Consider the following 22982-nt stretch of genomic DNA (forward strand, 5'->3'; position numbering starts at 1 on the left):
GTTCCTTCCGTGCGGGGTCAGGGCGTGCGGTTCCCTCGGCTCAGGGCGTGCGGTTCCATCGGCCCAGTGCCATCTCGGCGGTGATGCCGGGGCCGAACCCGGCCAGCAGGCCGCGTGCCCGGTCGGCGGCGCCCCCGGCGTCGAACAGTCGGCGCAGCGCGTCCAGTACGACGGCGCTCGCGATGTTCCCGTATTCGGTGAGCGTGGCCCGGCTGTGGTCGAACGCCTCCGGCTTGACCTCGAGGGAACATGCTCAGGTCGTCGAGGATCCGCGGCCCGCCGGCATGCACGATGGGCGGCGGCTCGTTCGCGCCACATCGGGCCGCGTATCCCGCGCGCCCCGCCGGTATCGCGGGGCGGCGGGGGTTGGGCCCGACGGGTGCACCGCGGACCCGTACGGCGCAGCAGCGGTGTGGCGCGCGGATGATCCGTTCACTCTTTCCGGCGGGCGCCGCGACGCTCGACCCCTGACCGCGGCGGCCCCGGGAGGAGAGCATGGAACCGCGCTGTCGCCGACGGGTGCCGTCCACGTGTACGGGCCCGAGGCGGCTCCGCCCGTCGGACGGGGGCGAGGCAGGCCAGCTCCCGTCGGATTTCGTCCTGTTCGCGCCGGGATACCAGGTCGGCCCGCGGTTCTTCCGGGGCCTGAAGAGAAGGACAGCCTGCCGCAGGTCGTCAACGCGCTGGTGGTGTGCGTGACCGGACTGCCGGCGTGCTGGGGGTTCGCCACGACGCTCGGCTGCGGGCCGGGGCCGAGCGCCGGTCTGCTGGGCGGCGCGCCGACCCGGTCCGCGGTCATCGGCGTCGCGCAGGTCGCCATCGGCCAACTGCCCGGCTACAGCGGGGCGAAGGGCCGGAGCGAGGCCAACCTTGTCGCGATCGGTTGCGCCGTCACCCCTCCGCTCGGCACGATCCTGTGCGCGCCGCTGCTCGCGAACGTGATCCTCGGCGTCCCGCCCGGCGCGTTGTGCCTGTTCGTCGTCGTGGTCGGCATCAACGCCGCGATCAGCGCGATCGACGAGAACGCGCGCAGCCAGGTGCCCACCTCGGCTACATGGTCGGTCCCCTGCGCGGAGGGGAACGTGCTGCTGACCATCCGGGGCTCGGTCGTCGTGCTCCTCACCCACTGACCGACCCGTCCCTCGCCTTCCACTCCGCAGGCTCGTCCCGATCTTCGTCCCGATTTCCGTCCCGATTCCGGTCCGGATTCTCGTTCCGATTCCCGTCCCGGTTCCCTCCCGAGGAGTAGTGCCGTGCCCAAGGCCACCTACAGTCGCGAGAAGATGCGCACCCTCGCCGCGCTGAGCCCGTTCGAGCTGAAGGCCGAGTTCATCAGGCTCGCCGAGGCCCACGCGGCGGACGCGAGTCCCGAGGACGCGCAGAAGCACCGGGCGGCACGGCAGATGCTCAACGCGGGGCGCGGCAATCCGAACTGGATCGCGACCGGGCCGCGCGAGGCGTACCTCGCGCTGGGGCATTTCGCGCTCGGCGAGAGCCGTCGGGTGTGGACCGCCGACGACCTGGGCGGCATGCCCACACAGCCCGGAGTCGCGGACCGATTCGAGGCGTTCCGCGCCGCGAATCCGGGCCTCGTCGGTGTGCAGGTGCTGAACAAGTGCGTGCGGCACGGCATCGACGAACTCGGCTTCGATCCGGACGTGTGGATCCACGAGCTGGTGGACGGCTACATCGGGGACAACTACCCGATGCCGGACCGCATTCTGCCGTGCACCGAGCAGGTCGTGCGAACCTACCTGCACCACGAGATCTTCGACGGCAAGGCGGCCGCCGGCAACAACCTGAGCCTGTTCGCCACCGAGGGTGGCACCGCGGCGATGTGCTACATCTTCGACTCGCTGATGAAGAACGGCATCCTGCACCAGGGCGACCGAATCGCCTTGATGGTGCCGATCTTCACGCCCTACATCGAGATCCCCGAACTGGACACCTACGGCTTCGACGTGGTCGACATCAAAGCCGACCTGTTCGCCGCGAACGGAGTGCGCGAGTGGCGCTATCCCGAATCGGAGATCGCCAAGCTGGAGGACCCCTCGATCAAACTGGTGTGCCTGGTCAACCCCAGCAACCCGCCCTCGCTCGCGTTGTCGGAGCGGGTCGCGCACCAGATGGCGGAAATCGTCCGTGACAAGAACCCGCACCTGATCGTGGTGACCGACGACGTGTACGGCACGTTCGTCGACGGCTTCCGCACCATCGCCGCCGAACTGCCGCGCAACACGCTCCTGGTCTACTCGTACTCCAAGCACTTCGGCGCGACCGGCTGGCGGCTGGGTGTCATCGGCGTCCACGACGACAACGTGATCGACGCGCGGATCGCCACCCTGCCGGACCCCGAGAAGCAGCGGCTCGCCGAGCGGTACGGCTCCATCGCGCTCGAGCCCGGTGCCCTGAAGTTCATCGACCGGCTCGTCGCGGACTCGCGGCAGGTCGCGCTCAACCACACCGCGGGCCTGGGTCTGCCACAGCAGGTGCAGATGGCGCTGTTCTCGCTGTTCGGGCTGCTGGAGGAGGGCCAGGCGTACAAGCGACTCCTGCGGGAGACTGTGCGCCGCCGGCTCGATCTGCTCCTGGAGGGGTCGGGGATGCGGATCGCGGACGATCCGAAGCGTGCCTGCTACTACATCGAACTGGATCTGGTGGCGGAGGCCGAACGCGTGCACGGGGACGGCTTCGCGCAGTTCCTGGAAGCCAACTACGAGCCGATCGACCCGCTGTTCCGGCTCGCCGAACAGACCTCGGTCGTACTTCTCAACGGCGGCGGTTTCGACGGGCCGCAATGGTCGATCCGCGCGTCGCTGGCGAACCTCGACGATCTCGACTACCTGAGGATCGGCCACGCCGTGCGCGGGATCTTCGACGACTACCACCACGAGTGGGTCGACGCGGGCAGCCCGGGCGCCGACGGCGGCAGCGGCCGCTGAGCAACCGGCCCGGGAACGGGGTGGGGCACTGCGGCAGCCGTAGCGCCCCACGCCGCCGTTCCGGTCGGCCCGGTGGATCAGGTCTTGAGGCCGATGATGCCGACGAAGATCGGGCCGGTGAGCGGGAGCAGGAAGTTGGAGAGTGTGTAGGTGATCGTGTAGCCGAGCATCGGTACGGAGCTGTTCGCGGTGTTGGTGACCGCAGTGATCGCCGGGGTCGAGCACTGCTGTCCGGCAATGGCACCGACGAGGATGGGCTTGTCGATTTTCAGGAACCTCCGGCCGATCCACAGTCCCAGGAACGCCGGGATCACCACCATCGCGATGCCGGAGAGCGGCAGCAGCAGCGGGTACTGCTTCAGCAGCGGCCCGGCGTCCGGTCCGGCGGCCAGGCCGGTGACGGCGATGAACATGGCCAGACCGAGATCCTTCATGGTCTGTGCGGCGACCGGCGGGTACGCCCCGAAGGTGGGCTGCGTGGAGCGGAACCAGCCGAACAGCAGTCCGGAGATCAGGCAGCCGCCGCCGGTGCCCAGCGTGAGGTCCGCGCCGCCGGCGTGCACCACGATTTGGCCGAGCAGTACGCCGAGGCAGATGCCCAGGCCGATGTAGACCCAGTCGGCGCTCTCGGTGCGAACCTTCGCGCCGAACTTCCGCTGGAATCGGTCGACCTTGGAACCGCTGCCGACGATGGTCAGCGTGTCGCCGTGGCGCAGCTCCGTCTCCCCGGTCGCGGGGAGGTCCTGGCCGACCCGCTGCAGGCCGGTGAGGTACACGCCCTCGGTCTCGACCGGGTACGCCCGGTTGAGCTCGGTGACCGTCTTGCCGGCCAACTTCTTCTCGGTGAGTACCAGTTCCCGCACCGTCAGCGGGGTTTCGAGACCGGGGACGCCCGCGGTCTCCGGCCCGAGCCGTTCGCCGGCCGCCATGACGCCTTCGCGCCGTCCGACCACCAGCACCCGGTCGTCGCGGGCCAGTGTCAGGTCCGGGGCGACGGTCAGCACCTTGGTGCCGCGTTTGACGCCCTCGACGGAGGCGTGCAGCCCGACCGCTTCCTCGAGCGCCGCGATCGTGACCCCGCTGCCGTCGATCACGTGGTACGTCCGGCCGACCAGGGCCGGCATCGACGCCTCCTGACCCTCCTCCAGCGTCGGGTCCGCGCCGCGCATCCGCTGCCACAACTCGCGGCTGGCGTCCGCCAGATCGATCTTCATCAGCCGCGGGAAGAGCTGGCTGGTCAGCATCACGATGGTGATCAGACCGAACAGATAGCACACCGAATACGCGGTGGCGACGTGCGCCTGCATCTCCTTGGACTGGTCCGCGGTGATGCCGGACAGGTTGCTGATCGCCTCCTGCGCGGTGCCGACGACCGCGGACTCGGTGGCGGCGCCGGCCAGGATGCCCGCGCCGGTGCCGACATCCAGGCCGCCGGCCTTGGTGATCACGATGGCGATGATCACGACCACGACGGCTTCCATGACGGACAGCACGCCGAAGCGCAGGCCCTTGGCGTTCAGGTTGGCCACGAACCCGGGACCGGCGATGTATCCGAGGGAGAAGATGAACAGCGCGAACGCCACGTTCTTCACGTCGGCGCCGACCGACACGTGCTGCGCGCCGATCAGCATCGACACGATCAGCGTGCCGCAGATGCCGCCCAACGTGATCGGCCCCACGCGTAATTTCCCGACCAGGTAGCCCAACGCGAGGCACGCGAACAACGCCAGCACGGCGTTCTCCCGCATGAGATTGAGCACGACACTCCTCCGCAAAACAACAGGTATTGCATAAAGCATCACATTTGCCGTCCCCGAGTCCGGTAGGCCACCAACGCCGAACGAGTGATGGGGTGGCGCGGGGGCGGGGCCGACGCCGGGTATCGCAGACGGGGACCCGACGGGGCATCCGCCCGACGGGACGCGTGCCCCACCTCCTTGGCTCGCCACCAGGCGAACGTGAACGCCCGCTACGAACGGTTCCCGACCGAGATCGGCCGCTGCGACGCGGAGGATCGGCACCGGACCCCGGCAGTTGGCCGAGATGCTCGGGGCGCTCGGGTGGTGCGTGGTGGTTCGGTGGGCGCACCGGCGCGCAACGGTGTCACCTGTAGGTGTGGTTTGGCTGCCGAGAGGCGGTCGTTCGGCGTTGGGGGTGCTGTGCTGCTCGGGGCGATGTGCCGGACCGGTCGTGGTGCCCGCGATCGGTTCGGGCTCGCCGTCCTCGGCCGGCCTCGCGGGGCGGGTCGTGGGGTCGGACACCTTGCGACGTAAGGGGTTTCGTCATGTCCACGATGAGAAGACGGCTCACCGGACGCTTCGGGAGCGTCGGTATATCGATCGCGGTGGCCGTTGCGGGTCTGACCGCACCGTTCGCCGCCGGCAGCGCGCAGGCCGCGCCCGGCACACCGGGTGTGCCGCAGGCGCCCGCGGCGATCTTCGCCGAGGGCTTCGAGAACGGCCAGGGTGCGACGCCGACCCTGCTCACGAACTACACCGGCGGTCCGCCGGTGGGGGAGACCTACACCGCCGACCCGGCCTGGTTGACCGCGTGCAACGGCTGGGTCACGTCGCCGGCCGCGTCGACCACACCGCCCGCCGGCAGCGGGTGCGTCCCGGGCGACTGGGCCCAGGTCAAGCACCTCGCGAGCGTACTCGGTCAGTGGTCGGGCGGTTCCTCGACCACGAACCACGCCGTGACGGCGTACACCGCGGGCAACCCGGGCGCCGGCAAGGTGCAATTGGAGACGGCAACCCCGATCCCGTTGCCCGCGGGGCGGCGCTTCATCGCGTTCTCGGTCGACATCGCCGAAGTCAACTGCTTCGCCAACCACTCCAAGTTCAGCTTCTACCTGCTCGACGGCGACCAGGCCACGCCCGCGTTCACCCGCCCGATCGAGGCGTGCGTGGATGCCACGACGACGATCGGCGGGGCCAAGGTCGGCACCTTCACCAGCAACGGCGCCGTGCTGTTCGCCGGCAGCCAGGCCGGCATCCGGCTGGTGAACGAGCAGCCGAGCGGCACCGGCAACGACGTGGCCTTCGACAACGTCAAGCTCGTCGACGCGAGCCCGCAGGTCGACATCGGCTTCGCGCCGACGCCGGTGCTCACCGGTGGCACCTCGACCCTGACCTTCACGATCACGAATACGAACGAGCTGGGCGCCAAGCCCGGTTGGTCGTTCTCGGACGCGCTGCCGGCCGGGCTCCGGGCGACCGGGGTGGCCACGACGACGTGCGATGGCGGTTCGGTCGTCGCGCCGGCGGGTGCGGGCTCGGTGGACGTATCCGGCAACCTGACGGCGGGTCAGGAATCCTGCACGGCGCAGGTCCAGGTGACCTCGGCGGCGCGCGGGACGTACACGAACTGCGCGGCCGGCTTCACGAACGTGGTCGGGGTGAGCCTGCCCGGGTGCGCGAGCGTCGTGTTCGACACGATGCGCTTCGACGCGCACGCGTACGGGGCCGCACTGAAGTCCCCGCTCGCGAACATCGGCCCGATCGCCGCGTCCGACGTGACGTGCTCGAACGTCGCGGCGGTCGACACCGGCAACGTCGCGACGGTGTCGCTGGGCGTCGTCGGCAACGCGGGCGTGGTCACCACCCGCGCGGAGGGCACGATCGACGCCAACGGCCTGCAGCGGGCGAACGCGCGCGCCGAGACGGCCGGGGTGAACCTGCTCGGCGGACTGGTCACGGCGGACGTCGTCGAAGCGGTCGCCACGGTGCAGGGTGACGCGAACGGCGGGGCGACGCCGAGCGGTTCGGTCACCTTGGCGAACCTGCGGGTGGCCGGGGTGCCGGTGGTGAACCCGAACGTCAACGTGGACATCACGATCCCGCTGGTGGCGACGGTACGCGTGAACGAGCAGGTGGTCGACCCCGGCGGCCGGGGGATCACGGTCAACGCACTGCGAATCACGCTGTTGTCCGGCGTGAGCGTCGTGGTGTCGCACGCGCGGGTGGCGCTCACGCTGCCGGGAGCTACGTGCCCGACCGCGTGAGGTGAGGGGGACGGGCCTGGACACGGCGGTCGTTCGCGGTCGCCGTGTCCGGGCATCTCGGCGTTGGCGTCGGCGGTGTCGGCACTCGACCCGGCATTCGATTCGATGCGCGTCGGTGTTCGTTTCGGCACGAGGAGGCCGCCGGCGGGCCGAGGGCGTCAGCTTCGGCTTCGCGGCCGGGGAGCATGGCCGGGGCCCGGGAACGCTGTGCGACGAGGTCCTCGTAGGTGCCGTCGCGCTCGGGGGCCCGGCGGCGGGGCGCCGCGGAGAGTGTGCTCGATGATCCAGCACTACGCCGATCCCCGCACCCGACAGGCCGATACCGCTCTGTACGCGCGCAGGTATCGGCCGAAGAGTCGGCGCTCAGCCCGGCGAGGGCGCGCAATTCGTCGCGGGGGATGGGGACTTCCCGGGTTTGACGGCGAGCAGGTCGAGTTCGGTCCGGGGCCTCGCGCGTGGTGGGGACGCCTGGGAGCGCGGAGGCTCATGAGCGCGATCGGCGCGTTGCGGGACCTCTCCCCCGTCGCGGCGACATGCGGGCGGCCAACATCCGCAACGGTCATCCACGACACGCCGCCCACCACGCCCACCACGCCCACCCGATTCGAATCCGTCTCGTGGACGGTCGATGGCCGTCCTTACCGCGGACGGACGGACGAACGGCGTGGTTCCGTCGAGTGAGCAGCGGATATGGGCGCCATGTCTTGGTTCGGGCGTCTGCGGCAGGGCTTTCGCCGATGGTCATCCCTCGTCGTGATCTCCGAAGGCCCGCTTAGGGAACCGCCGCCGGTGCGGTGCCGTCCATCCGGACATCGACGTCGATGCGGCTTCGGCCCGGGTCGACGCGAATACCCCACACAAGTCACACAGGGGTCGGAGCGGGGGGCCCGGTCCAGTCGGTGGTTTCCGCGAGGGGGGTCCTGCGGACGACTGGGCGGGATCCGGCACGGCCTGAAGTCTGCTCGGCGCGCGTGCGCGGGGCATCGAAGCTTTGGGAAACGCGGGGATCCGGAGACAGAATGCGTTATCGACAGGAACAGCCCTATCAGTCGTATCCGCAGCAGATGCCGCCGCCCGGTGGCGAGCGCAGACGCGAGGAGGGACACGGCAGGCTCATGCTGGTCCTCACACTGGTGGGTACGCTCGCGACCGTGCTCAGCGTGCTGGTCGCGATGGGCATCGGCCCGTTCGACGTGACGGGCGACGGCGGGAGCGGGGAAGGGGCCAACAACCCGCGTGCCGGCGGGGATTCGGGTCCCAGGGACGACGGCAAGCCGGCGCAGACCGGCGCGGCGTACGTCGAGACGGTGAACAGGATCTGTGGCGACAAGATCGACGACATCACGCGACGGGTCACCGAACTCAACCAGGCCGTCGCCGATCAGGACCTGAACGCCGTCGGTCTGAGCCTGTCCCAGGCGAGTACGGAACTTGCCGCGTTGACGACGCGGATCAAGGGCGTCGCCTTGCCGACCGACCCGAACGAGGCGCGCCCGCTGCGGGAATGGCGGGACCTGTACCAAGCCAACGCCGAGGCGATGAGCAAGGCCTCCAGCGAATGGCAGGACGGCAGCTACGAAGTCGCGAGCGCCACGTTGGAGGGCGCGCCGAGCGCTGCGGCGGACGCGAAGGGGGACGAGGTGCGCATCTCCTGCCCGTGACGCCGGTGCGGGTGGTGCGGACGGTCGTGGGCGACCCTTTCCGCCGTGGACCGCGCGCTCGACCTCGTGCACCGCACACGCGGGGCTGATCGCCGCGTACGAGGCGGCCGGGATGCGCTTCAGCGGCATCGCGGTCGACCCCGACCCGGTCGCCCTGCGAGGTCTCGTCGAACTCGTCGAACAGGGCAGGCTCCGGGTCCACGTCCAGGAGACGTTCCCCTTCGAACGCGTCGCCGACGCACACCGACTGCTCGACGCCGGCCACCTCCAGGGCAAACTCGTCCTCACTGTCTGACCTCGTCGCCGGGGCCTCGCGCGCGAGGCCCCGGCGAGACCCGTGCGTCGGGAAGACCGACCGCACGTCGAACGGCCTGTGTACGTAGGACGCGACTTTCCGGCGCAGTCCGGGCGCGACGCAGCAGGTGCTCTGCCTCGCGCTGGAGGCGTGAGTCGCCGCCGATCGGGCGAATCAGCTCGACCTGCGGCAGGGCGACACGGGGGAAGAGCACGTTGACCAGTTCAGCGACGGACACCCGAAACGATCACGGCGGAACGATCAGGGCTGAACAAGAGCCACATCTCGGGTTTCAGCAAACTTGCGACAGAACGGAAGATCAGAGGCCATCGGCACGGAGGCGCATCGACAAGGAGGTGCATCGAGTCACCCGACGGGGAGCCGGCGATGACCCGATGAACTCGACCCCCGCTCGGGTGGCACGATCTGTGGGATGCCTGTCGTAGACGCCATGAACCAGGCGGCCCCAGGCTGGGGGCATGACCACACGACAGGTCCAACCCGAGCCCACGGCCTTCACCGACTCTCGTGACTCCGGTGACTCCCGCGACCCTCGCGAAGCGGCAACCGAACCGGACCGGCTTTCGCCTACCGCGACCGTTCTCCCCACCCGAACCCGCGCGGCGCCGGAACCACGCGCGTCGCCCGCGCCCAGCTCCGAGCCGGCCCCCGAATCGGAAGCGCCCCCGACCGCCCGTGCCCGGTTCGCCGCCCGCCGCCGCCACCGCCGCGAGGCCGGCTCCGCCGACTCCCCGCACACCGCTCCGCTGCCGCCCGCAGTGATCGCGCTGTTGTACTGGGGCCCGCCGATATGACGCCGGACGGCCGGTCCCGCCAATGGCACGATCCGTGGGACACATGACCTGGACGCCAGAGCATCGAGCACTCAAGGTGGACCCATGACCGGACACCGCGTGGCCTTCCTGATCTTCGACGACTTCGAACCGCTCGACCTCGTCGGCCCACACAGTGTCTTCTCCCATGTCCCGGACTACACCAGCCGCATCGTCGCCCCGCATGCCGGACCGGTCAGGGGCGCCGGCGGCCTTCCGGTCCACGCCGACACCTCGCTCGCCGACCTCGAACCGCACGACGTCGACACCCTGATGGTGGTGGGCGGTCCCGGAGTACGCGACGCGTGCGCCGACCCCACCCTGGTCGACTGGATCGCCGACACCGCGCGACACGCGCCGCGGATCGCGTCCGTGTGCACGGGCGTGTTCCTGCTCGCCGCCGCCGGGCTCATCGACGGCCACCGGGTCACCACCCACTGGCGGCGGGCCGAGGAACTCGCCCGCGCCCACCCCGACGCGATCGTCGACGCCGACCCCATCTTCGTCCGACACGGCCGGCTGTGGACCTCCGCCGGCGTCGCCGCCGGCATGGATCTCGCGCTCGCCCTGGTCGAACACGACCACGGCCACGAGATCGCGCACCGCGTGGCCCGCGACCTGGTTCTGTTCCTGCGTCGCCCGGGGAGCCAGTCCCAGTTCAGCGTGCCGCTGTGGAGTGCCCGCCCCGCCTCGCGCCCGCTGCGCGCGGCGGTCGACGCGGTGCACGCCGATCCCGGTGCCCGGCACACCATCGACGAGCTGGCACGCCGCTGCGGCCTCAGCCCGCGCCACTTCCAACGCCGCTTCACCGCCGACCTCGGTGTGCCGCCCGCCGGCTACGTCGAACGCGTACGCGTCGAAGCCGCCCGGCGCGCCCTCGCCGAGAGCGACGAACCGATCGACACCGTGGCCCGGCGCTGCGGCTTCGGCAGCGCCGAGACGCTGCGCCGCACCTTCCACCGACACCTCGGCGTCCCACCCTCCGACTACCGGGACCGGTTCCGCACCACCGACCGAACCGACCGCTCCTGCGACCGTCGGGCCACCGACTCCCCGAGCGGCGGCAACACCGCCGCCCAACCGAGCCCGGAGTACCGGTGACCACCTACTGACTCTCGCGTCCGAACACTTCGAGGAAATCGACCCGGTAGAACCCTGGGAGGTGTTCACCGTCTCCGCCAGACAGCCAGACAGCCAGACAGCCAGCTGGCCAGCCAACCGGCCCGGCGCCGTGCCAGGGGCGGCTCGGCGGTTGGACGTCATCCCTTCGAGGCTGGCCGCCGCCTGGGTGGTGCCGGTCAGGACCGCGTCGCCCTCGCGCACCCATCAAGGTTGGTCGGATGGGCGATGCGCTCGCGCCCTTACCCGTACCCGGTCACCGGCTGCGGCGGGCGCCGTGCCCGGCGGTTCGCCGGATCGCGGTGGTCATCCCCGCGTCGGGGAGCCCCATGTCGCGAATCCGGGGGAGGGGCCGTCGTAGTAGTAGACGTTGGGTTGGATGCGCGGAGCATCGGGGTCGGGGGTAGGGGACCCGTCGTCGTCGGAGCATCCCGTCAGGAGGAACACGGCGACCACCGCGGTGAGAGCGGCCATACGTGAAAGTGTCACCCTCCGACGCTACCCGGCACGCGGACGCCGGCGCGTCGGAACCCGACGACGGACGCGCACCGCCGTGACGAAGGCCGCGAGTTGTTGACCAGGAGCGGAAAATCACGGGCCTCCACGGCGGCCTTTGCGCCGAGGCGCGACCGGTCAGGCGGCGACACCCTGGTTCGGATCGGCGCCGTTACCGACGCCGGCACCGCCATGGACCGGCACGCGAGCCGGCGGCCCGCCCAACTGTCCGGCGGCCGGCGGCAGTGCGTGGCGATCGCCCGCGCTGGTCATCCGGCCCGACGTGCTGTTCGCGGACGAGCCCACCGGTTCACTGGACCCGTGCCGCCACACCGGGGGTTCCGTGCGGGGTGTCCCGGTGGTCGAAACCGACTGCCGGGGCACCCTCCGGCCGGCCGAACCCGACCCTGTCCGGGATGCCCCTCGATCACCAGGGCGCGACCCGATAGTCCTTGAGGAGACACCCGAACACCGGCTTGCCGCGCTCCCCACGCACGATGGCGTCGTACACCCGGGCCGCACCGTCGACGATGTCCAACGGCGTGCGGAACCCGGCCGCCGCGACCCGGGCCCTGGCCGGGAGCGGCTTCTCGTCGGTGATCCGGCCCGTGTCCACGCTGGTCATGTACACACCATTGGTGGCCAGTTCCTCGGCGCTGGTTCGGGCCGGCATGTTGAGCACGGCCTTGGCCATTTGGTGTGCGGATGCCCGGGCGACCTGGACGCGCGCCCGAACCGGCCCTCCACCGCCGACACGTTGACGATGTAGCGCCGCTCGCGCCCGGCCGCGCGCAGCAGCGGCAGCAACCGGCTCACCAGCACGAACGGCCTTGTGACATTGACGAGTTGCGCCTTGAGCAACTCCACCGGATCCACCTCGCTCACCCGCTTGGACCACGAGTTGGCCGAAGCCCGGTCCGGAATCAGCCCCACCGCGTCCGGCTCGACCCGGGTGGCTGCGCAACGAGCGGCGCGGCCGGGTCCCACTCGTCGGAGGGCAACCGACCCAGCGCGAACGCGCCGACCTCGGGCGCGAACTCGAACGCGCCGGCCCCGCGCGCGGCCCGCTCGGCCGCCGGCAACAGCCCGTACGCCGCCGACGGCCGCCGGATCGTCTGCGCCGCGTCGTTGACCAGAACGTCCAGCGGCCCGCCCTCGGCCACAAGTCGATCGCACCACGCCACCAAACCACCGAGGTCGCGCAGGTCTGACGCGTGCACGGGGACGCCTTCCTGGCCCACTTCGAGAAGCGCAAGCTCTCCGTCGGTACATGCGCCCGCGCCTTCGGCACCAATGTGTGCATGAGCACGCCTGCTTCTCTGAACTTGGGGCCGGTCTGTCCCATGCCTCTGATTCGTAGCTCTCTGAAACCGAATTGGTGATGTCCGAGGGATCACAGCGAGATGTTCCGGAGAGCGAGAGCTCGCTCCATCTGTCGCGTTGGTACTGTGACTTCGCATGACCGACACCGAGATCACTGCGGACTTGGTCCGCGACCTGCTGCAGGAGCAACATCCAGACCTTGCAGGGCTGGACATCCGCGAGGTGGCGGGCGGCTGGGGCAACCAAATGTGGCGCCTCGGGGACGAGTTGGCCGTGCGCATGCAGCGCATGGACCCCACCTCGGAGCACCAGCTCAAGGAACGGCGGTGGCTCCCCGCACTGGCCCCGCGCCTGCCGCTCCCGGTGCCGACGCCGGTGCGGTTCGGCGAACCGTCCGAGCGCTTCCCCAAGCACTGGACCGTGATGACGTGGGTTCCCGGCGAGCCGCTGGACCACGGCTCGATCAGCCGCGGCGCCCACGCGGCCGACGCGCTGGCGGGCTTCCTCCGGGCGCTCCATGTGGAGGCGCCCGCCGAGGCACCGATCGCTACGGACCGCGGTGGCCATCCCAAGGACTGCACGGAGGGCTTCGAGAACTTCTTCCAGGCCGTTGTCCCCGACGACATCGCTGCCGACGTCCGGGCCGTCTGGGACGACGCCGTTGCGGCCCACGCGTGGGAGGGCCCGCGGATGTGGGTGCACGGCGACCTCCATCCCGCGAACGTCGTCGTCTCGGACGGAACGCTCTCCGGCATCGTCGACTTCGGCGACATGTTCGCCGGCGACCCAGCGTGGGACCTCGCCGCCGCATGGGTGCTGCTGCCCGCCGGCACGGCCTCACGGTTCTTCGACGTGTACGCGCATGCAGACGAGGCGGCGATCCGGCGCGCCCGCGGGCTGGCCGCGATGAAGAGCCTCTTCCTGATGCTCATGGGGCAGAACGGAGAACGGGGCCTTCCCGGCGGCAAGCCGCACTGGGGACCTGCAGGCCGGGCGGCACTTGATCGTGTTCTGAAGGGCGTTTGACGCACGCTTCTTCAACCTGTTCTCGATCTTGATCGAGGGCCATGCGGCAGCCCACCTTCGGGGGTTCATCGATCACCACGCGTGGTGGGAATGCCAAGGTCCACGGGCGCATGCCGCCCGGGGACCTGATCGAGCCGGCTGAGCTTCTCCTCGGCGCCGGCCAGGCCGACCTGGAGACCCTCAACCTCGCCGAGCCAACCTTCCCTCTCAGCTTCGGCGATTCGGGCTACCAAGTTGTCGCGGATCTCGGCAAGCCGTGCCCCACCGAATCCCCCAACGGCCGCACGGTCGTGTTCTTCCGCTACTGACTGACAAGGACAGGTGTACCGGGCGGGATGGGGTGTTCGCGGTCGTGCCGCAGCCGTGTTCTGATGGATGGGTGAGCGAAAACGGCTCCATGCGCTTGTTCGTGGCGCTCGTGCCGCCCCCCGAGGCGGTGGCGGAATTGCGTCGTGCCGTCGACCCGATCCGCTCCCGGTACGAGGGACTGCGCTGGACCGGGCCCCGAGGTTGGCACCTCACTCTCGCCTTTCTCGGCACGGTGGAGCCGAAGACCCGGATCGGGTTGGAGACCCGGCTCGCCCGCGTCGCCGCACGCCATCCGCCGCAGAACCTCGCGCTCACCGGCAGCGGCCGTTTCGGTGATCGCGCCCTGTGGATCGGGATCCGGGGTGATCGGCGGGCGATGGCTGCCCTGGCCGTGGGCGTACGGCGCGCGGCCGACAAATGCCACATCCCGATCGAGGAACGGCCGTGGCACGGTCACGTGACTGTGGCCCGCGCCGCCCAACCACGCGGGGCGGGCGGGCGGCGCCCTCGGGGCAGTGTGCTCGCCGCCCCGGCGGCCGACCTCGCCGGATTCGACGGGGTGGAATGGATCGCGACCCGGCTGCACCTGGTGCGGAGCCTCGTCGGCGACGGCCCGGCCCGATACCAGGACGTGGCGACGTGGCCGTTGGTGGGCAGGTTCTCAGCGCACGTCCGCGCGGGAACCCGGGATGGTGATGGTGCCGAGGAGTCCCGTTCGACGTGAGCGCCGCCCGGGCCGGCCGACGTTCACGCGACGTGCTCCCGCCGGATCGAACGTCACCATTCGCACGCTTCGGGGAGTCGACGGGCGACCCGGCGAACGTTCCCGTGAGAGCCAACTCTCGGACACATCCGGCCTCGACGCTTCCGACGGGCTGTTCACGAGAGCCGTGTACCCGGCGGCACAGCGCGAACGTTCGTCCGGTTTCCCGTGCGGGAGATGAGATCGTTTCCAGGGCGGGTTCGTCCGCGACCAGGAGCGGGGGGAGCGCTGCGTCGGGGGAGGGTGCGCCTTGACGGACCTCGCCAAGCCGGATCGGGCAACGCGACGATAGGTTTGCCTGGTGGTCGCCGAACGCCTGCGTTGTCTGTCCGGTCCCGAATACTCCGATATCTGGGACCGTTTCGATGCCCGGTTCGCCTTCAGGCCCGGCGTGTGCGTGTTCCCGGGGATCACGGAGCCCTCGCCGTCGGTCACGTGGAGTCTCGACGCGTTGCACCACGACCCGGGGGAGCGAAACCTCGACCGTCTGGTCGGCGTCGTCCAGGACGGGCTCGCCGAGCGCTGCGGGCCGGGGGAGTGGCTGTGGATCCTGGATTGGCAGCACACCTGTTACCGGCTCCGCCCGGATGTCCCGGAGACCGACATGTTCCTGCCGCGCGTGCTCGAGGGGCGTTCGCGCGAGGGTTGGCCGTTCGGTCCGTACCCGGAGGGGGACTACCACGTCTTCCTCGCGGAGGACCTTCGCTTCGGCGCTTTCGGGCACCCTTGGGAACACACCTTGTGCGTGTTCGGCGCGGAACTCCTGGACGAGGTCGAACAGGACGTGCGACGCATCCTCGGGCGACCCCTCCGCCGGGACGGGGCACCCGCCGGCTGACCGGACCGCGCGGCGGCGACGCGTGTTCGTGATGCTCGTCCGCCCGGCCCCAGCCGAGGAATTCGATCCCCTCCTGCAGGACCGTCACCGGCTCCTTGTCGCCCGCGCCGTCCGGGCGCCGGTGCGTGTGGTTCAAGGCCCGGGACGACACCGACGACCGGCCGTACGCCGCGAACTCCTGGCGGCGGTGGCCCGCCTGGAGACCGAGACCGTCGACGAACTCCGCGTCCTGGGAACCCGCTACCGGATCGTGCGCGGCGAGGAGTACATCCACACCGACGGCGACACCCCGGAACCACCCCGACCCACCGACCCCGGCCCCGCCAGACCGACCCCGGCCCCGCCACACCGACCCCGGCCCCGCCACACCGGACCGGGGCAGGGCGCGAAGGACCCCGATCCGGACCTCGAACCACTGACGACCAAGTGGGGCCGCCGTAATCGGTCATTGAACAGGGCGTCCGGGGTCACGGACAATGCCGGGCATGGATGACGCGTTCACACTCCTTCGCCAGGCCGTCGATCTGCTGCCCGAGGACGCCGCGGCAGACAACGGCCAGACGGTCGGGGACGTTCGCGAGGACGTCGGGCGCCAGGAGTGGGGGTTGGTGCTCGGCGTTCTCGAAGAGATCGGGGATGTCCATCCCGTGTCCGCGGACTTCTGGGAGCTCCTCGCCGAAGCCGCTCGGCAGATGGCCCGCGCTCCTCCGCACGCCACCCCCGGGGCGGCCGATCGGCCTCCCCCTCGGACCGGCCGGGCTCGTCGAGGAGGTTCCCCGCCTGCGGGCCGGCTTGGTCCTGGCGATCGCGCAACTGGCGAGGGGACACCGCCACGAGGCTGCCGCCGTGTTCACGCGCGCGTGTTGGTCGGACCCCGCGCGCCCGCCCGAGATCGGTGTTGCCGCCGCGCTGGGATGGCCGTGCCTGGGCGACGACCGGTGCCCGAGGACCTGCGTGCCGTTCTGGACGAGACGGTCGCGCACGAACTCGGCCGCCTGATGGCCGAGGTGCCCTGGCTGCACCAGGTCGGCCGCCGCTCCGGTATCGATTGATCCCGCACCCGTGCCTGGGCCTGCGCCCTCGCGGCCGACCGGTCGTCGACCCGCGGAGTGTCCCGGCTTCCAGGGAACGGGAAGTCCGCGGCGGGCACCCGCGTTTCGGTGATTCCCCGCATGGCCCCGAGCCCCGAGACATGGCCGGTCGGCCGCATGATGTCGTGTGCTCGCGCCCTCGATCGGGACCCCGGGTCGTCGAAGTCGCTGGTCGAGGCTCCGGGCGGAGGGGCATGATGGGCCCGTCCCGCCCCCTCCCGTTTCATTCCGTCCCGTCTCGTCCTGTTCCGTTCTGTTCCGTCCCGTTCCGAGCGATGCGAGGAGAGCACCCCGATGGCCGTGCCGTCATTGACCACCGAGGAGCGCCGGGCGGCGCTCGCGAAGGCCGCCGCCGTGCGGAGGGAGCGGGCGGAGGTGAGGGAGGCGCTCAAGCGCGGCCGGTTGTCGTTGGGCGAGGTGTTGGCGGCCGACTCCGACGCCGTGCGCAGGATGCCGGTCCGTGCCCTGCTCGAATCCCTTCCCGGCGTCGGCAAGGCGCGGGCCGCCAGGCTCTTGGGCGAGTTGGAGATCTCCGAGCGCCGCCGCGTACGCGGCCTCGGCGTCCAACAACGCAACCGGCTTCTGGAGCGGTTCGACCCGCAGGGCTGACCGACAAGGCTTGGTCCCTGCGCCGGGCACGGGTTGTGGGGAGGATGTGCAGTCGTATCGCGCCGCGCCCGAAACCGCCCATGGCGTGGTGTATCTCCCGGTTCATCTGCGGAAGTCGTTCCCGGTCCTGCCCCGGGCCGTGGGTTCCTTGCCTCACGGGCGGTCGCCCCGACGTCGCCCCACACGATCCCGAGGGCGCAGGTGGAGGGTGCCCGAGTGGTTTCTCCGTGCGCTCGCGTGCTGAGGGCGGCGGTCCGTCGCGCTCGCCGGTCGTGTCGTCCTGCCGGGAAGCCGTTCCCCGACACGCGGTACACCCTATGGACCCCCACCCCGATGCCGACGACAGTCCCTGCCGACCCTATTACCGCGTCCCCGCCCACCACCGAGCGCGGCTCCGCACCCGGTGGTCCGGCCCGACGCATCGCCCAGGGAGCCCACCGGCAGCCCGATGAGCCCACCGGCACCCCAACACCGGCCGTGGAACAGAGAGTCGATGCCGACCCTGCACAGCGACGGCCCCCAGCCGCCGGCACGTCCCCGACGTCCCCGACGCTCCCGACGTCGAGCGCCGCGATCCGACCGTGATCGCGGCCGTGATCCTGCGTGACACCCTCGTGAGTGCCGCCGTCTGCGCTGCGTAGGATTCGGCGGTGTTCGCCTATCTCCTTTCCGCATTGTTCTTTGTGTTCTTCCTCGTCGGAGTCCTGCGCGACCGCCGCCGGTTCGGCAACGCCGTGTACCTGGGGTTGGCCTTCGTCGCCCTCGTCGTCGGGCTGCTCGGTGAACTCGCTCGGCTGCCGGGGCCGCTCGTCACGGCGGTGACCGTGGTCCTGCTGCTCGCGCCGGCCGTTGGCGTGCTCGTGCTGGCCGGGGCGCTGGTGTCCAACGGCGCGACGATGGTGCGCCGGGAGGGAATCCGCCCCGCCAACCTGCTCTCGCTGCTGGCGGGGCTGAGCATCGTCGCCGTGGTCGCGCTCCTGGTGACGGCCCTGATCACCCGATCGCGCACACTGATCGTGGTCACCGGCACCGTCGTCCTGGTGGTCGGCTATGTGTCCTTCCTCTTTCTGTGCTTCGTCTGCTACGCCTTCCTCTACGAGCGGTTGCGGGTGCGCCGCTCGGTCGACTTCGTGGTCGTACTCGGCTCGGGACTCGTCGGCGGAGATACGGTGCCACCCCTGCTGGCCGGTCGACTCGACCGCGCGCGAGCCCTCTTCGACGCCCAAGCAGCGCGCGGCAACCAGCCCGTACTCATCACGTCGGGCGGCCAGGGCCCCGACGAGAACCTGCCGGAGTCGCACGCGATGGCCGACTACCTGATCGCCGGCGGGTTTCCCGCGGAACGGATCGTGCGCGAGGACCGCTCACGCACCACCGAGGAGAACCTGCTCTTCAGCAAGGCGATCATGACGGCCGCCGACCCCGACTACCGGTGCCTGATCGTCACCAACAACTTCCACGCCTTCCGCGCCGCCCTCACCGCCCGACGCACCGGAGTCCGCGGCCACGTGATCGGCGCTCCGACGGCCTCGTACTTCCGCCCCAGCGCAACGATCCGCGAGTTCGTCGCGGTGTTCCTCACCTACAAGGTCGTCAACCTCGGTGTGTGCCTGCTCATTGCCGTATCCGGCATGGCCGCCTGGCTGCGGCTGTGAGCGCGGGGCATCGGTGGGCCTCCTTGTGACAATCGCGGCCGGATGACTCCCCGCCAAATGGCCGCCAGTGGGGAATCCCAATCGGCCACCAACAGTCGATGCGGGTTGTTGGTCATGGAAGCCGAGAGGCTGGTCGACGTCCTGGCTGTGCGGACCCGCAACGACGTGTTCGCCTACGAGCAGCGCTTCACCGAACTGCACGACGCCGCATACCGCTGGGACCGGTGGTCCGCCGCCTACCTCATCGCCGGCGGCTGCTCGGACGACAGCTTCATCGACTTCCGCGCCGCGGCCTCATAGCTCAAGGACGGGACTGGTACGGGAATGCCTTGGCCAACCCTGACAGCCTCGCCGATTAGCCGGTGCTGCATCCCCGGGGGACACGGAGGCCGAGGAAGTGCTGTTCTACGAAGAGGTCAACTACGCGGCCCGCCACGCCTTCACCCGCGCCGGACACGCTGGTGTGTCGCACGCCCCGTGCCTCGAACTCGGCAGCCGCGCGGAGTGGGCGGCGTCCGAAGGGGATCACCGGGCGGGTCAGGCGAACGGCCTGTGCGGCGCCGCGGTGGAGGGGTTCCTGTTCCTGGTCACCGGTATGCACACCGGCAGTGTGGGGCTGACCATCGAGGTCCACGACGGCCCGCCCACCGTGGACGGGCGGTGGGAGGAGGTGGTCGAGGCCCCGTTCACCCCGCTGACCCGCACCGTGCGGCTCGCGCAGTGGGGGGACGCGGACGCGTGCGAGTTCGAACTCGATCCGGTGGACCATCGGGTGCGTTACTGCGCGGTGGGGATGGACGAGGCGGGCGCCCACGGCGTGGTGTTCGACGACGAGCCGCCGGTCGACCGATACCTGCTGCAGTTCTGGCCCGCGCCCGTGGAACCGGACCGCGTGGTGCGGCAGACGAGCGACAAGGCGGCGTACTGGCACAAGGTCGCCCGGGATCGACCACCGCCGCCGACGCCCAGCGAGCGGGCCGCGGCAGCGCGCGCGGCCCGCGAGGAAGAGGCCCGCGCGCGGGCGGAGTGTGTCCGGGAGTACGAACTGCGCGAGTGGGCGGGCCGGTTGCCGATGGAGCGGCTGCGGCGGGTGGGCGGGAACGTCCACCCTTGCGGGGCTCGCCGATGTCGACTGGATCGCTCCCGCGTTGGCGGCGCTCGACGCGGGCCTGCCGCTGCCCGCGCCGTTCGACGATTCCGGTGAGCTGTGGCAGCGCCTGTTCGAGGACCCCGATGTCCCGCGCACCACGATCACCCTCCCGAACGGCACCACCCCCAACGCGCTCCAACAGGCGTTCGCCCTGCCGGCGTTGCTCGGCGCCGCCCAGCCGGACTCCCTGCAGGCCGCCCTCGACGCCCTGCACGCAGCCGCGTACGCACACGGCACCGACTACCGGGCCTTCCTGGACGAGGTCCGCGACACCTGGCCCGGGCTCGGTGTCGTACCACCAGCGCCGGCCGAGCCGCCCCCGCCGCCCTTTCCCTTCCACCTGTTCACCCGGGACGCGCCCGACGACACCGCGTCGGGCGAGCCGACCCCGGCAGCCGAAGCACAGCCCACCGCTTCGGCGCCCGACCCGAAGGCCCCGGCCGCCCCACCCCGGACCCGCCCACCGACCATGCCTCCCGTCGCTCCCCCCACCGCACGGCGGCCCCCTGGCATGGGCCTCGCACCGCCGATTCCGGCCACTGGCCCCCGGCCGCGCCCCGCCGGCGAAGCAGCCCCGATCGCACGAGCTCGGATCGTCATCACCGCGACGTCCCCGGACCGGCCGGCGGCCACCGAGGCCGTCGCAGCGGACGGCGCGGCGCGTTTCCCGATCAAGGACGTCGATTCCGACGGCGACGGCGAGCAGGAGCCTTCGGACGCCGGATGAACAGGGGGTGTGGATTCCCCGTCGCTTCCTGCGCTGGTGCCCGCCACGATCGTCCGGGCGAATACGCCGAGTTCGTCCATCAACGAGCCACTTCATGAACCGCGCGACGCATCGGCCTTTTCGGTGCCGATGCGTGACCTGGCTCGACCCTTCGGTGGCAGGTGTTCAGTTGTCGCCGGGCGCGTCGACGAACTCGGCGCCGATTTCCTCCAGACGCTCGGCCGCGTAGGACGCGTCGAGCAGCGCCTCGGGGGTGTGGACGCCCGGCGGTACGGCTTCGCCGCGCAGCCCGAGCAGTCGCTCGACACCGAGGGCGATGCCCAGCGCGGTCAGCGGTCGCTGCCCTTCCGGATGGACGAGGTAGCGGTGCAGGCTGCGCGGTTGCCCTCCCGGGCCGGTTCCTTCGACGTCGATCCGGACCTCGACGGAGGCGGGGCCGCCGCGTCGCCGACGCGCGGACTCGCCGACGGCGAGGTCGAAGCGGACGTTCGGCGCTCCCGTCGCCAGGGCGAGACTCGGCACGTCGAGGATGGCGATGCTCTGGCCGGGCACGAGGATCCCGTCGGTAGCTGGTACATCCGTTCGTGCATCGGGTTCGGCGACCCACGTGAACACGCCGTCACGGCGTACCAGTCCGGCCGAGGTGGCGGTGGCCCATCGCTCCAGATCCGCCAGCCCCGCGGGGCCGCCGGCATCCGACTCGTCCAGGACGGCGCCGATCCGGATCGTGTCGATCCGTTCGAATTCCCTGGTGGCGTACAGCGTCGCCAGAACACCGATCCCCGCGCAGAAGTGACTCGCCACCAAGACCGGTGGACTTCCCGGCCGTTGGGCGCTCGCGACGATCTCCGGTGCGATGTCCACCAGGCCACTGGAGATGCTCAGGTAGGGCAGTCCGCGCTCCTGCGCGTACCGCAGCCCCTGCAATCGGTTGTCCCACAGCGCGGCGACGACCGCCAGATATTCTCCGTCGGTCGGCAGGCCCAGATCCCCGCGCCGCAGGTCGACGGTCGCGGCCGTGGCCGCGCCGAGTTCGTCGGCGACCCGCTGCGCGCGGCCGAGGTCGCGGCCCGCGATCGTCAGGGGCAATTCCGGGTGCCATCGGCGCAGCACGGCGGCGGCGCCCGCACCCGCCTGTCCCGAACCGCCCAGGATCAGAACCGAGTTGGGCCGTCCCATGGTGAGTCTCCTTCGCAGTCACTAACCTACATTTTGTAACCTACGTTTTGTAGCATAGCCTGGGAGGTGACAGCAAGGGAGGACCATGGCGACCACACCGACCCGCCTGTCCAAGCCGGCCAGGCGGGAGCAGTTGCTCGACACCGCCGCGGCGATCGTGCGCACCCGCGGCGCCGACGGACTCACGCTGGTCACCCTCGCCGAGGCCGCGGGCGTCAGCAGGCCGATCGTGTACGACCACTTCGGCACCCGCCCCGGCCTGCTGCTCGCGCTCTACCGGCGCCTGGACGAACGCCACCGGGCCTCGGTCACCCGGGCACTGCAAGAGGCAGCTCCCGCCGCCGAGGAGGTCGCCGGCGTCATCAGCGCCGCGTACTTCGCCTGCGCCACCGACATGCCGGAACTCAACGCCGTTTCCGCGGCGCTGAAGGGCAATCCGGACATGGAGACGGGCGGACAGGAGATGACCGACAACTACGCGGACCTGATGGCCGCCGCGCTGCGGCCGTACACACATCTCGAGCCCGACGCCCTTCGGCTGTGCTGTGCCGGCGTACTGGGTGCGGCCGAGGCGCTCGCCGCCGAACTGAATCGCGGACGGGCCTCGGTGGATGATGTGGTCAACGCGCTGACCGGCCTGATCGTGGGCGGACTACTGAGGTCTCCGTTGTGATGTCGCTTGGTTGGATTTCACCCGTAACTCCGACGGAGCGGATCATCGACGCCCACCGCGCCTCGCGCGGCAGCCACGGACCCCCGCGCGTGCATGCGATGCCGGTCCCGTGCGGTGCCCGGGTCGGGCGCCGCCGCGTCGAGCGGGATGCGCCGGCCACACTCGCGGCGCACTCGAACTCTGCGCCATGGCCCTGCCCGGTGCCCGGCGACCCGTGGGAACAGGCCGTCAGCGCGTGCCTGGCGACCCTGAGTCCCCGCACGGGGACGACGCGGCTCGCCCGCACGGGTT

General features: G+C 70.8%; 22 protein-coding genes and 4 pseudogenes. 18 read left to right on the forward strand and 8 right to left on the reverse strand.

The features are described from left to right. Positions 1–40 precede the first annotated feature (40 nt). A pseudogene (locus ACZOOI_RS43570) lies at positions 41–293 on the reverse strand (3-oxoacyl-[acyl-carrier-protein] synthase III C-terminal domain-containing protein); the annotation flags it as partial. A gap of 307 nt (positions 294–600) precedes the next feature. Between ACZOOI_RS43570 and ACZOOI_RS43575 the strand changes: the two are divergent. Together ACZOOI_RS43575 and ACZOOI_RS43580 are read left to right on the forward strand one after the other, a co-directional pair. Beyond that, a pseudogene (locus ACZOOI_RS43575) lies at positions 601–944 on the forward strand (aspartate-alanine antiporter-like transporter); the annotation flags it as partial. Between the two features lie 309 nt (positions 945–1253). Beyond that, a complete protein-coding gene (locus tag ACZOOI_RS43580; protein WP_465282353.1) occupies positions 1254–2942 on the forward strand; it encodes a bifunctional aspartate transaminase/aspartate 4-decarboxylase in 1689 nt (562 codons plus the stop codon). Between the two features lie 77 nt (positions 2943–3019). On the opposite strand, the gene aspT is transcribed toward ACZOOI_RS43580, so the two are convergent. Further along, on the reverse strand, positions 3020–4702 hold the full coding sequence (gene aspT / locus ACZOOI_RS43585; protein ID WP_465282354.1) for an aspartate-alanine antiporter: 1683 nt from the start codon (positions 4700–4702) through the stop codon (positions 3020–3022). A 524-nt stretch (positions 4703–5226) separates the two neighbouring features. On the opposite strand from aspT, the gene ACZOOI_RS43590 reads away from it, so the two are divergent. Beyond that, a complete protein-coding gene (locus ACZOOI_RS43590) occupies positions 5227–6945 on the forward strand; it encodes a choice-of-anchor P family protein (RefSeq protein WP_465282355.1) in 1719 nt (572 codons plus the stop codon). Between the two features lie 169 nt (positions 6946–7114). Here ACZOOI_RS43590 and ACZOOI_RS43595 read toward each other — a convergent pair. Continuing rightward, positions 7115–7195 (reverse strand): annotated as a pseudogene (locus ACZOOI_RS43595) (oxidoreductase); the annotation flags it as partial. 769 nt (positions 7196–7964) lie between these two features. Between ACZOOI_RS43595 and ACZOOI_RS43600 the strand changes: the two are divergent. From ACZOOI_RS43600 to ACZOOI_RS43610, 3 genes and pseudogenes are all read left to right on the forward strand, one after another. Further along, the gene (locus ACZOOI_RS43600) at positions 7965–8606 is read left to right on the forward strand and encodes an iron-sulfur cluster assembly scaffold protein (protein WP_465282356.1); all 642 of its coding nucleotides are present in this window, start codon (positions 7965–7967) and stop codon (positions 8604–8606) included. A gap of 85 nt (positions 8607–8691) precedes the next feature. Continuing rightward, positions 8692–8901, forward strand: a pseudogene (locus ACZOOI_RS43605) (zinc-binding dehydrogenase); the annotation flags it as partial. An 899-nt stretch (positions 8902–9800) separates the two neighbouring features. Next, complete coding sequence (locus ACZOOI_RS43610; protein ID WP_465282357.1) at positions 9801–10835, forward strand: GlxA family transcriptional regulator; 1035 nt, start codon at positions 9801–9803, stop codon at positions 10833–10835. Between the two features lie 324 nt (positions 10836–11159). Here ACZOOI_RS43610 and ACZOOI_RS43615 read toward each other — a convergent pair whose 3' ends face one another. From ACZOOI_RS43615 to ACZOOI_RS43625, 3 genes are all read right to left on the reverse strand, one after another. Beyond that, positions 11160–11327: a hypothetical protein gene (locus ACZOOI_RS43615; RefSeq protein WP_465282358.1), complete on the reverse strand. Its 168-nt coding sequence runs from the start codon at positions 11325–11327 to the stop codon at positions 11160–11162. A gap of 448 nt (positions 11328–11775) precedes the next feature. Next, on the reverse strand, positions 11776–12042 hold the full coding sequence (locus ACZOOI_RS43620) for a hypothetical protein (protein ID WP_465282359.1): 267 nt from the start codon (positions 12040–12042) through the stop codon (positions 11776–11778). 229 nt (positions 12043–12271) lie between these two features. Continuing rightward, positions 12272–12568 (reverse strand): hypothetical protein, encoded by a 297-nt coding sequence (locus ACZOOI_RS43625; RefSeq protein WP_465282360.1) that lies wholly within the window; start codon positions 12566–12568, stop codon positions 12272–12274. Between the two features lie 238 nt (positions 12569–12806). Between ACZOOI_RS43625 and ACZOOI_RS43630 the strand changes: the two genes are divergently transcribed. The 5 genes from ACZOOI_RS43630 to ACZOOI_RS43650 all read left to right on the forward strand — a co-directional run bounded on the left by ACZOOI_RS43630 (position 12807) and on the right by ACZOOI_RS43650 (position 16100). Next, a complete protein-coding gene (locus tag ACZOOI_RS43630; RefSeq protein ID WP_465282361.1) occupies positions 12807–13697 on the forward strand; it encodes an aminoglycoside phosphotransferase family protein in 891 nt (296 codons plus the stop codon). A 41-nt stretch (positions 13698–13738) separates the two neighbouring features. Then, positions 13739–14005, forward strand: a complete 267-nt coding sequence (locus ACZOOI_RS43635) for a hypothetical protein (RefSeq protein ID WP_465282362.1) — start codon at positions 13739–13741, stop codon at positions 14003–14005. An 89-nt stretch (positions 14006–14094) separates the two neighbouring features. After that, the gene (thpR, locus tag ACZOOI_RS43640) at positions 14095–14730 is read left to right on the forward strand and encodes an RNA 2',3'-cyclic phosphodiesterase (protein ID WP_465282363.1); all 636 of its coding nucleotides are present in this window, start codon (positions 14095–14097) and stop codon (positions 14728–14730) included. Positions 14731–15070: 340 nt separating this feature from the next. After that, a complete protein-coding gene (locus tag ACZOOI_RS43645; RefSeq protein ID WP_465282364.1) occupies positions 15071–15607 on the forward strand; it encodes a DUF2716 domain-containing protein in 537 nt (178 codons plus the stop codon). A gap of 31 nt (positions 15608–15638) precedes the next feature. Next, positions 15639–16100, forward strand: coding sequence for a DUF5954 family protein (locus tag ACZOOI_RS43650; protein WP_465284167.1), 462 nt, complete (start codon positions 15639–15641; stop codon positions 16098–16100). Here ACZOOI_RS43650 and ACZOOI_RS43655 read toward each other — a convergent pair. Continuing rightward, on the reverse strand, positions 16075–16251 hold the full coding sequence (locus ACZOOI_RS43655; RefSeq protein WP_465282365.1) for a hypothetical protein: 177 nt from the start codon (positions 16249–16251) through the stop codon (positions 16075–16077). The genes ACZOOI_RS43650 and ACZOOI_RS43655 overlap by 26 nt on opposite strands. Before the next feature lie 276 nt (positions 16252–16527). Between ACZOOI_RS43655 and ACZOOI_RS43660 the strand changes: the two genes are divergently transcribed. The 6 genes from ACZOOI_RS43660 (at position 16528) to ACZOOI_RS43685 (ending at position 20839) form a co-directional block, all read left to right on the forward strand. Then, on the forward strand, positions 16528–16659 hold the full coding sequence (locus ACZOOI_RS43660; protein WP_465282366.1) for a hypothetical protein: 132 nt from the start codon (positions 16528–16530) through the stop codon (positions 16657–16659). Between the two features lie 333 nt (positions 16660–16992). Continuing rightward, the gene (gene mihF / locus ACZOOI_RS43665) at positions 16993–17307 is read left to right on the forward strand and encodes an integration host factor, actinobacterial type (protein WP_465282367.1); all 315 of its coding nucleotides are present in this window, start codon (positions 16993–16995) and stop codon (positions 17305–17307) included. A gap of 650 nt (positions 17308–17957) precedes the next feature. After that, positions 17958–18962: a YdcF family protein gene (locus tag ACZOOI_RS43670; RefSeq protein WP_465282368.1), complete on the forward strand. Its 1005-nt coding sequence runs from the start codon at positions 17958–17960 to the stop codon at positions 18960–18962. Between the two features lie 114 nt (positions 18963–19076). Then, the gene (locus ACZOOI_RS43675) at positions 19077–19262 is read left to right on the forward strand and encodes a DUF4240 domain-containing protein (protein WP_465282369.1); all 186 of its coding nucleotides are present in this window, start codon (positions 19077–19079) and stop codon (positions 19260–19262) included. A gap of 97 nt (positions 19263–19359) precedes the next feature. Further along, positions 19360–20166 carry a hypothetical protein gene (locus tag ACZOOI_RS43680; RefSeq protein ID WP_465282370.1) on the forward strand — a complete coding sequence of 269 codons (807 nt, stop codon included), beginning with the start codon at positions 19360–19362 and terminating at the stop codon, positions 20164–20166. Continuing rightward, the gene (locus tag ACZOOI_RS43685) at positions 20111–20839 is read left to right on the forward strand and encodes a hypothetical protein (RefSeq protein WP_465282371.1); all 729 of its coding nucleotides are present in this window, start codon (positions 20111–20113) and stop codon (positions 20837–20839) included. The genes ACZOOI_RS43680 and ACZOOI_RS43685 overlap by 56 nt, the downstream gene beginning before the upstream one ends. Positions 20840–21004: 165 nt before the next feature. Here ACZOOI_RS43685 and ACZOOI_RS43690 read toward each other — a convergent pair whose 3' ends face one another. Further along, positions 21005–22018 carry a saccharopine dehydrogenase gene (locus ACZOOI_RS43690; RefSeq protein WP_465282372.1) on the reverse strand — a complete coding sequence of 338 codons (1014 nt, stop codon included), beginning with the start codon at positions 22016–22018 and terminating at the stop codon, positions 21005–21007. Between the two features lie 85 nt (positions 22019–22103). Between ACZOOI_RS43690 and ACZOOI_RS43695 the strand changes: the two genes are divergently transcribed. Beyond that, on the forward strand, positions 22104–22691 hold the full coding sequence (locus ACZOOI_RS43695) for a TetR/AcrR family transcriptional regulator (RefSeq protein ID WP_465282373.1): 588 nt from the start codon (positions 22104–22106) through the stop codon (positions 22689–22691). The last annotated feature ends 291 nt before the right edge of the window (positions 22692–22982 follow it).

The organism is Embleya sp. L77 (assembly GCF_055557415.1).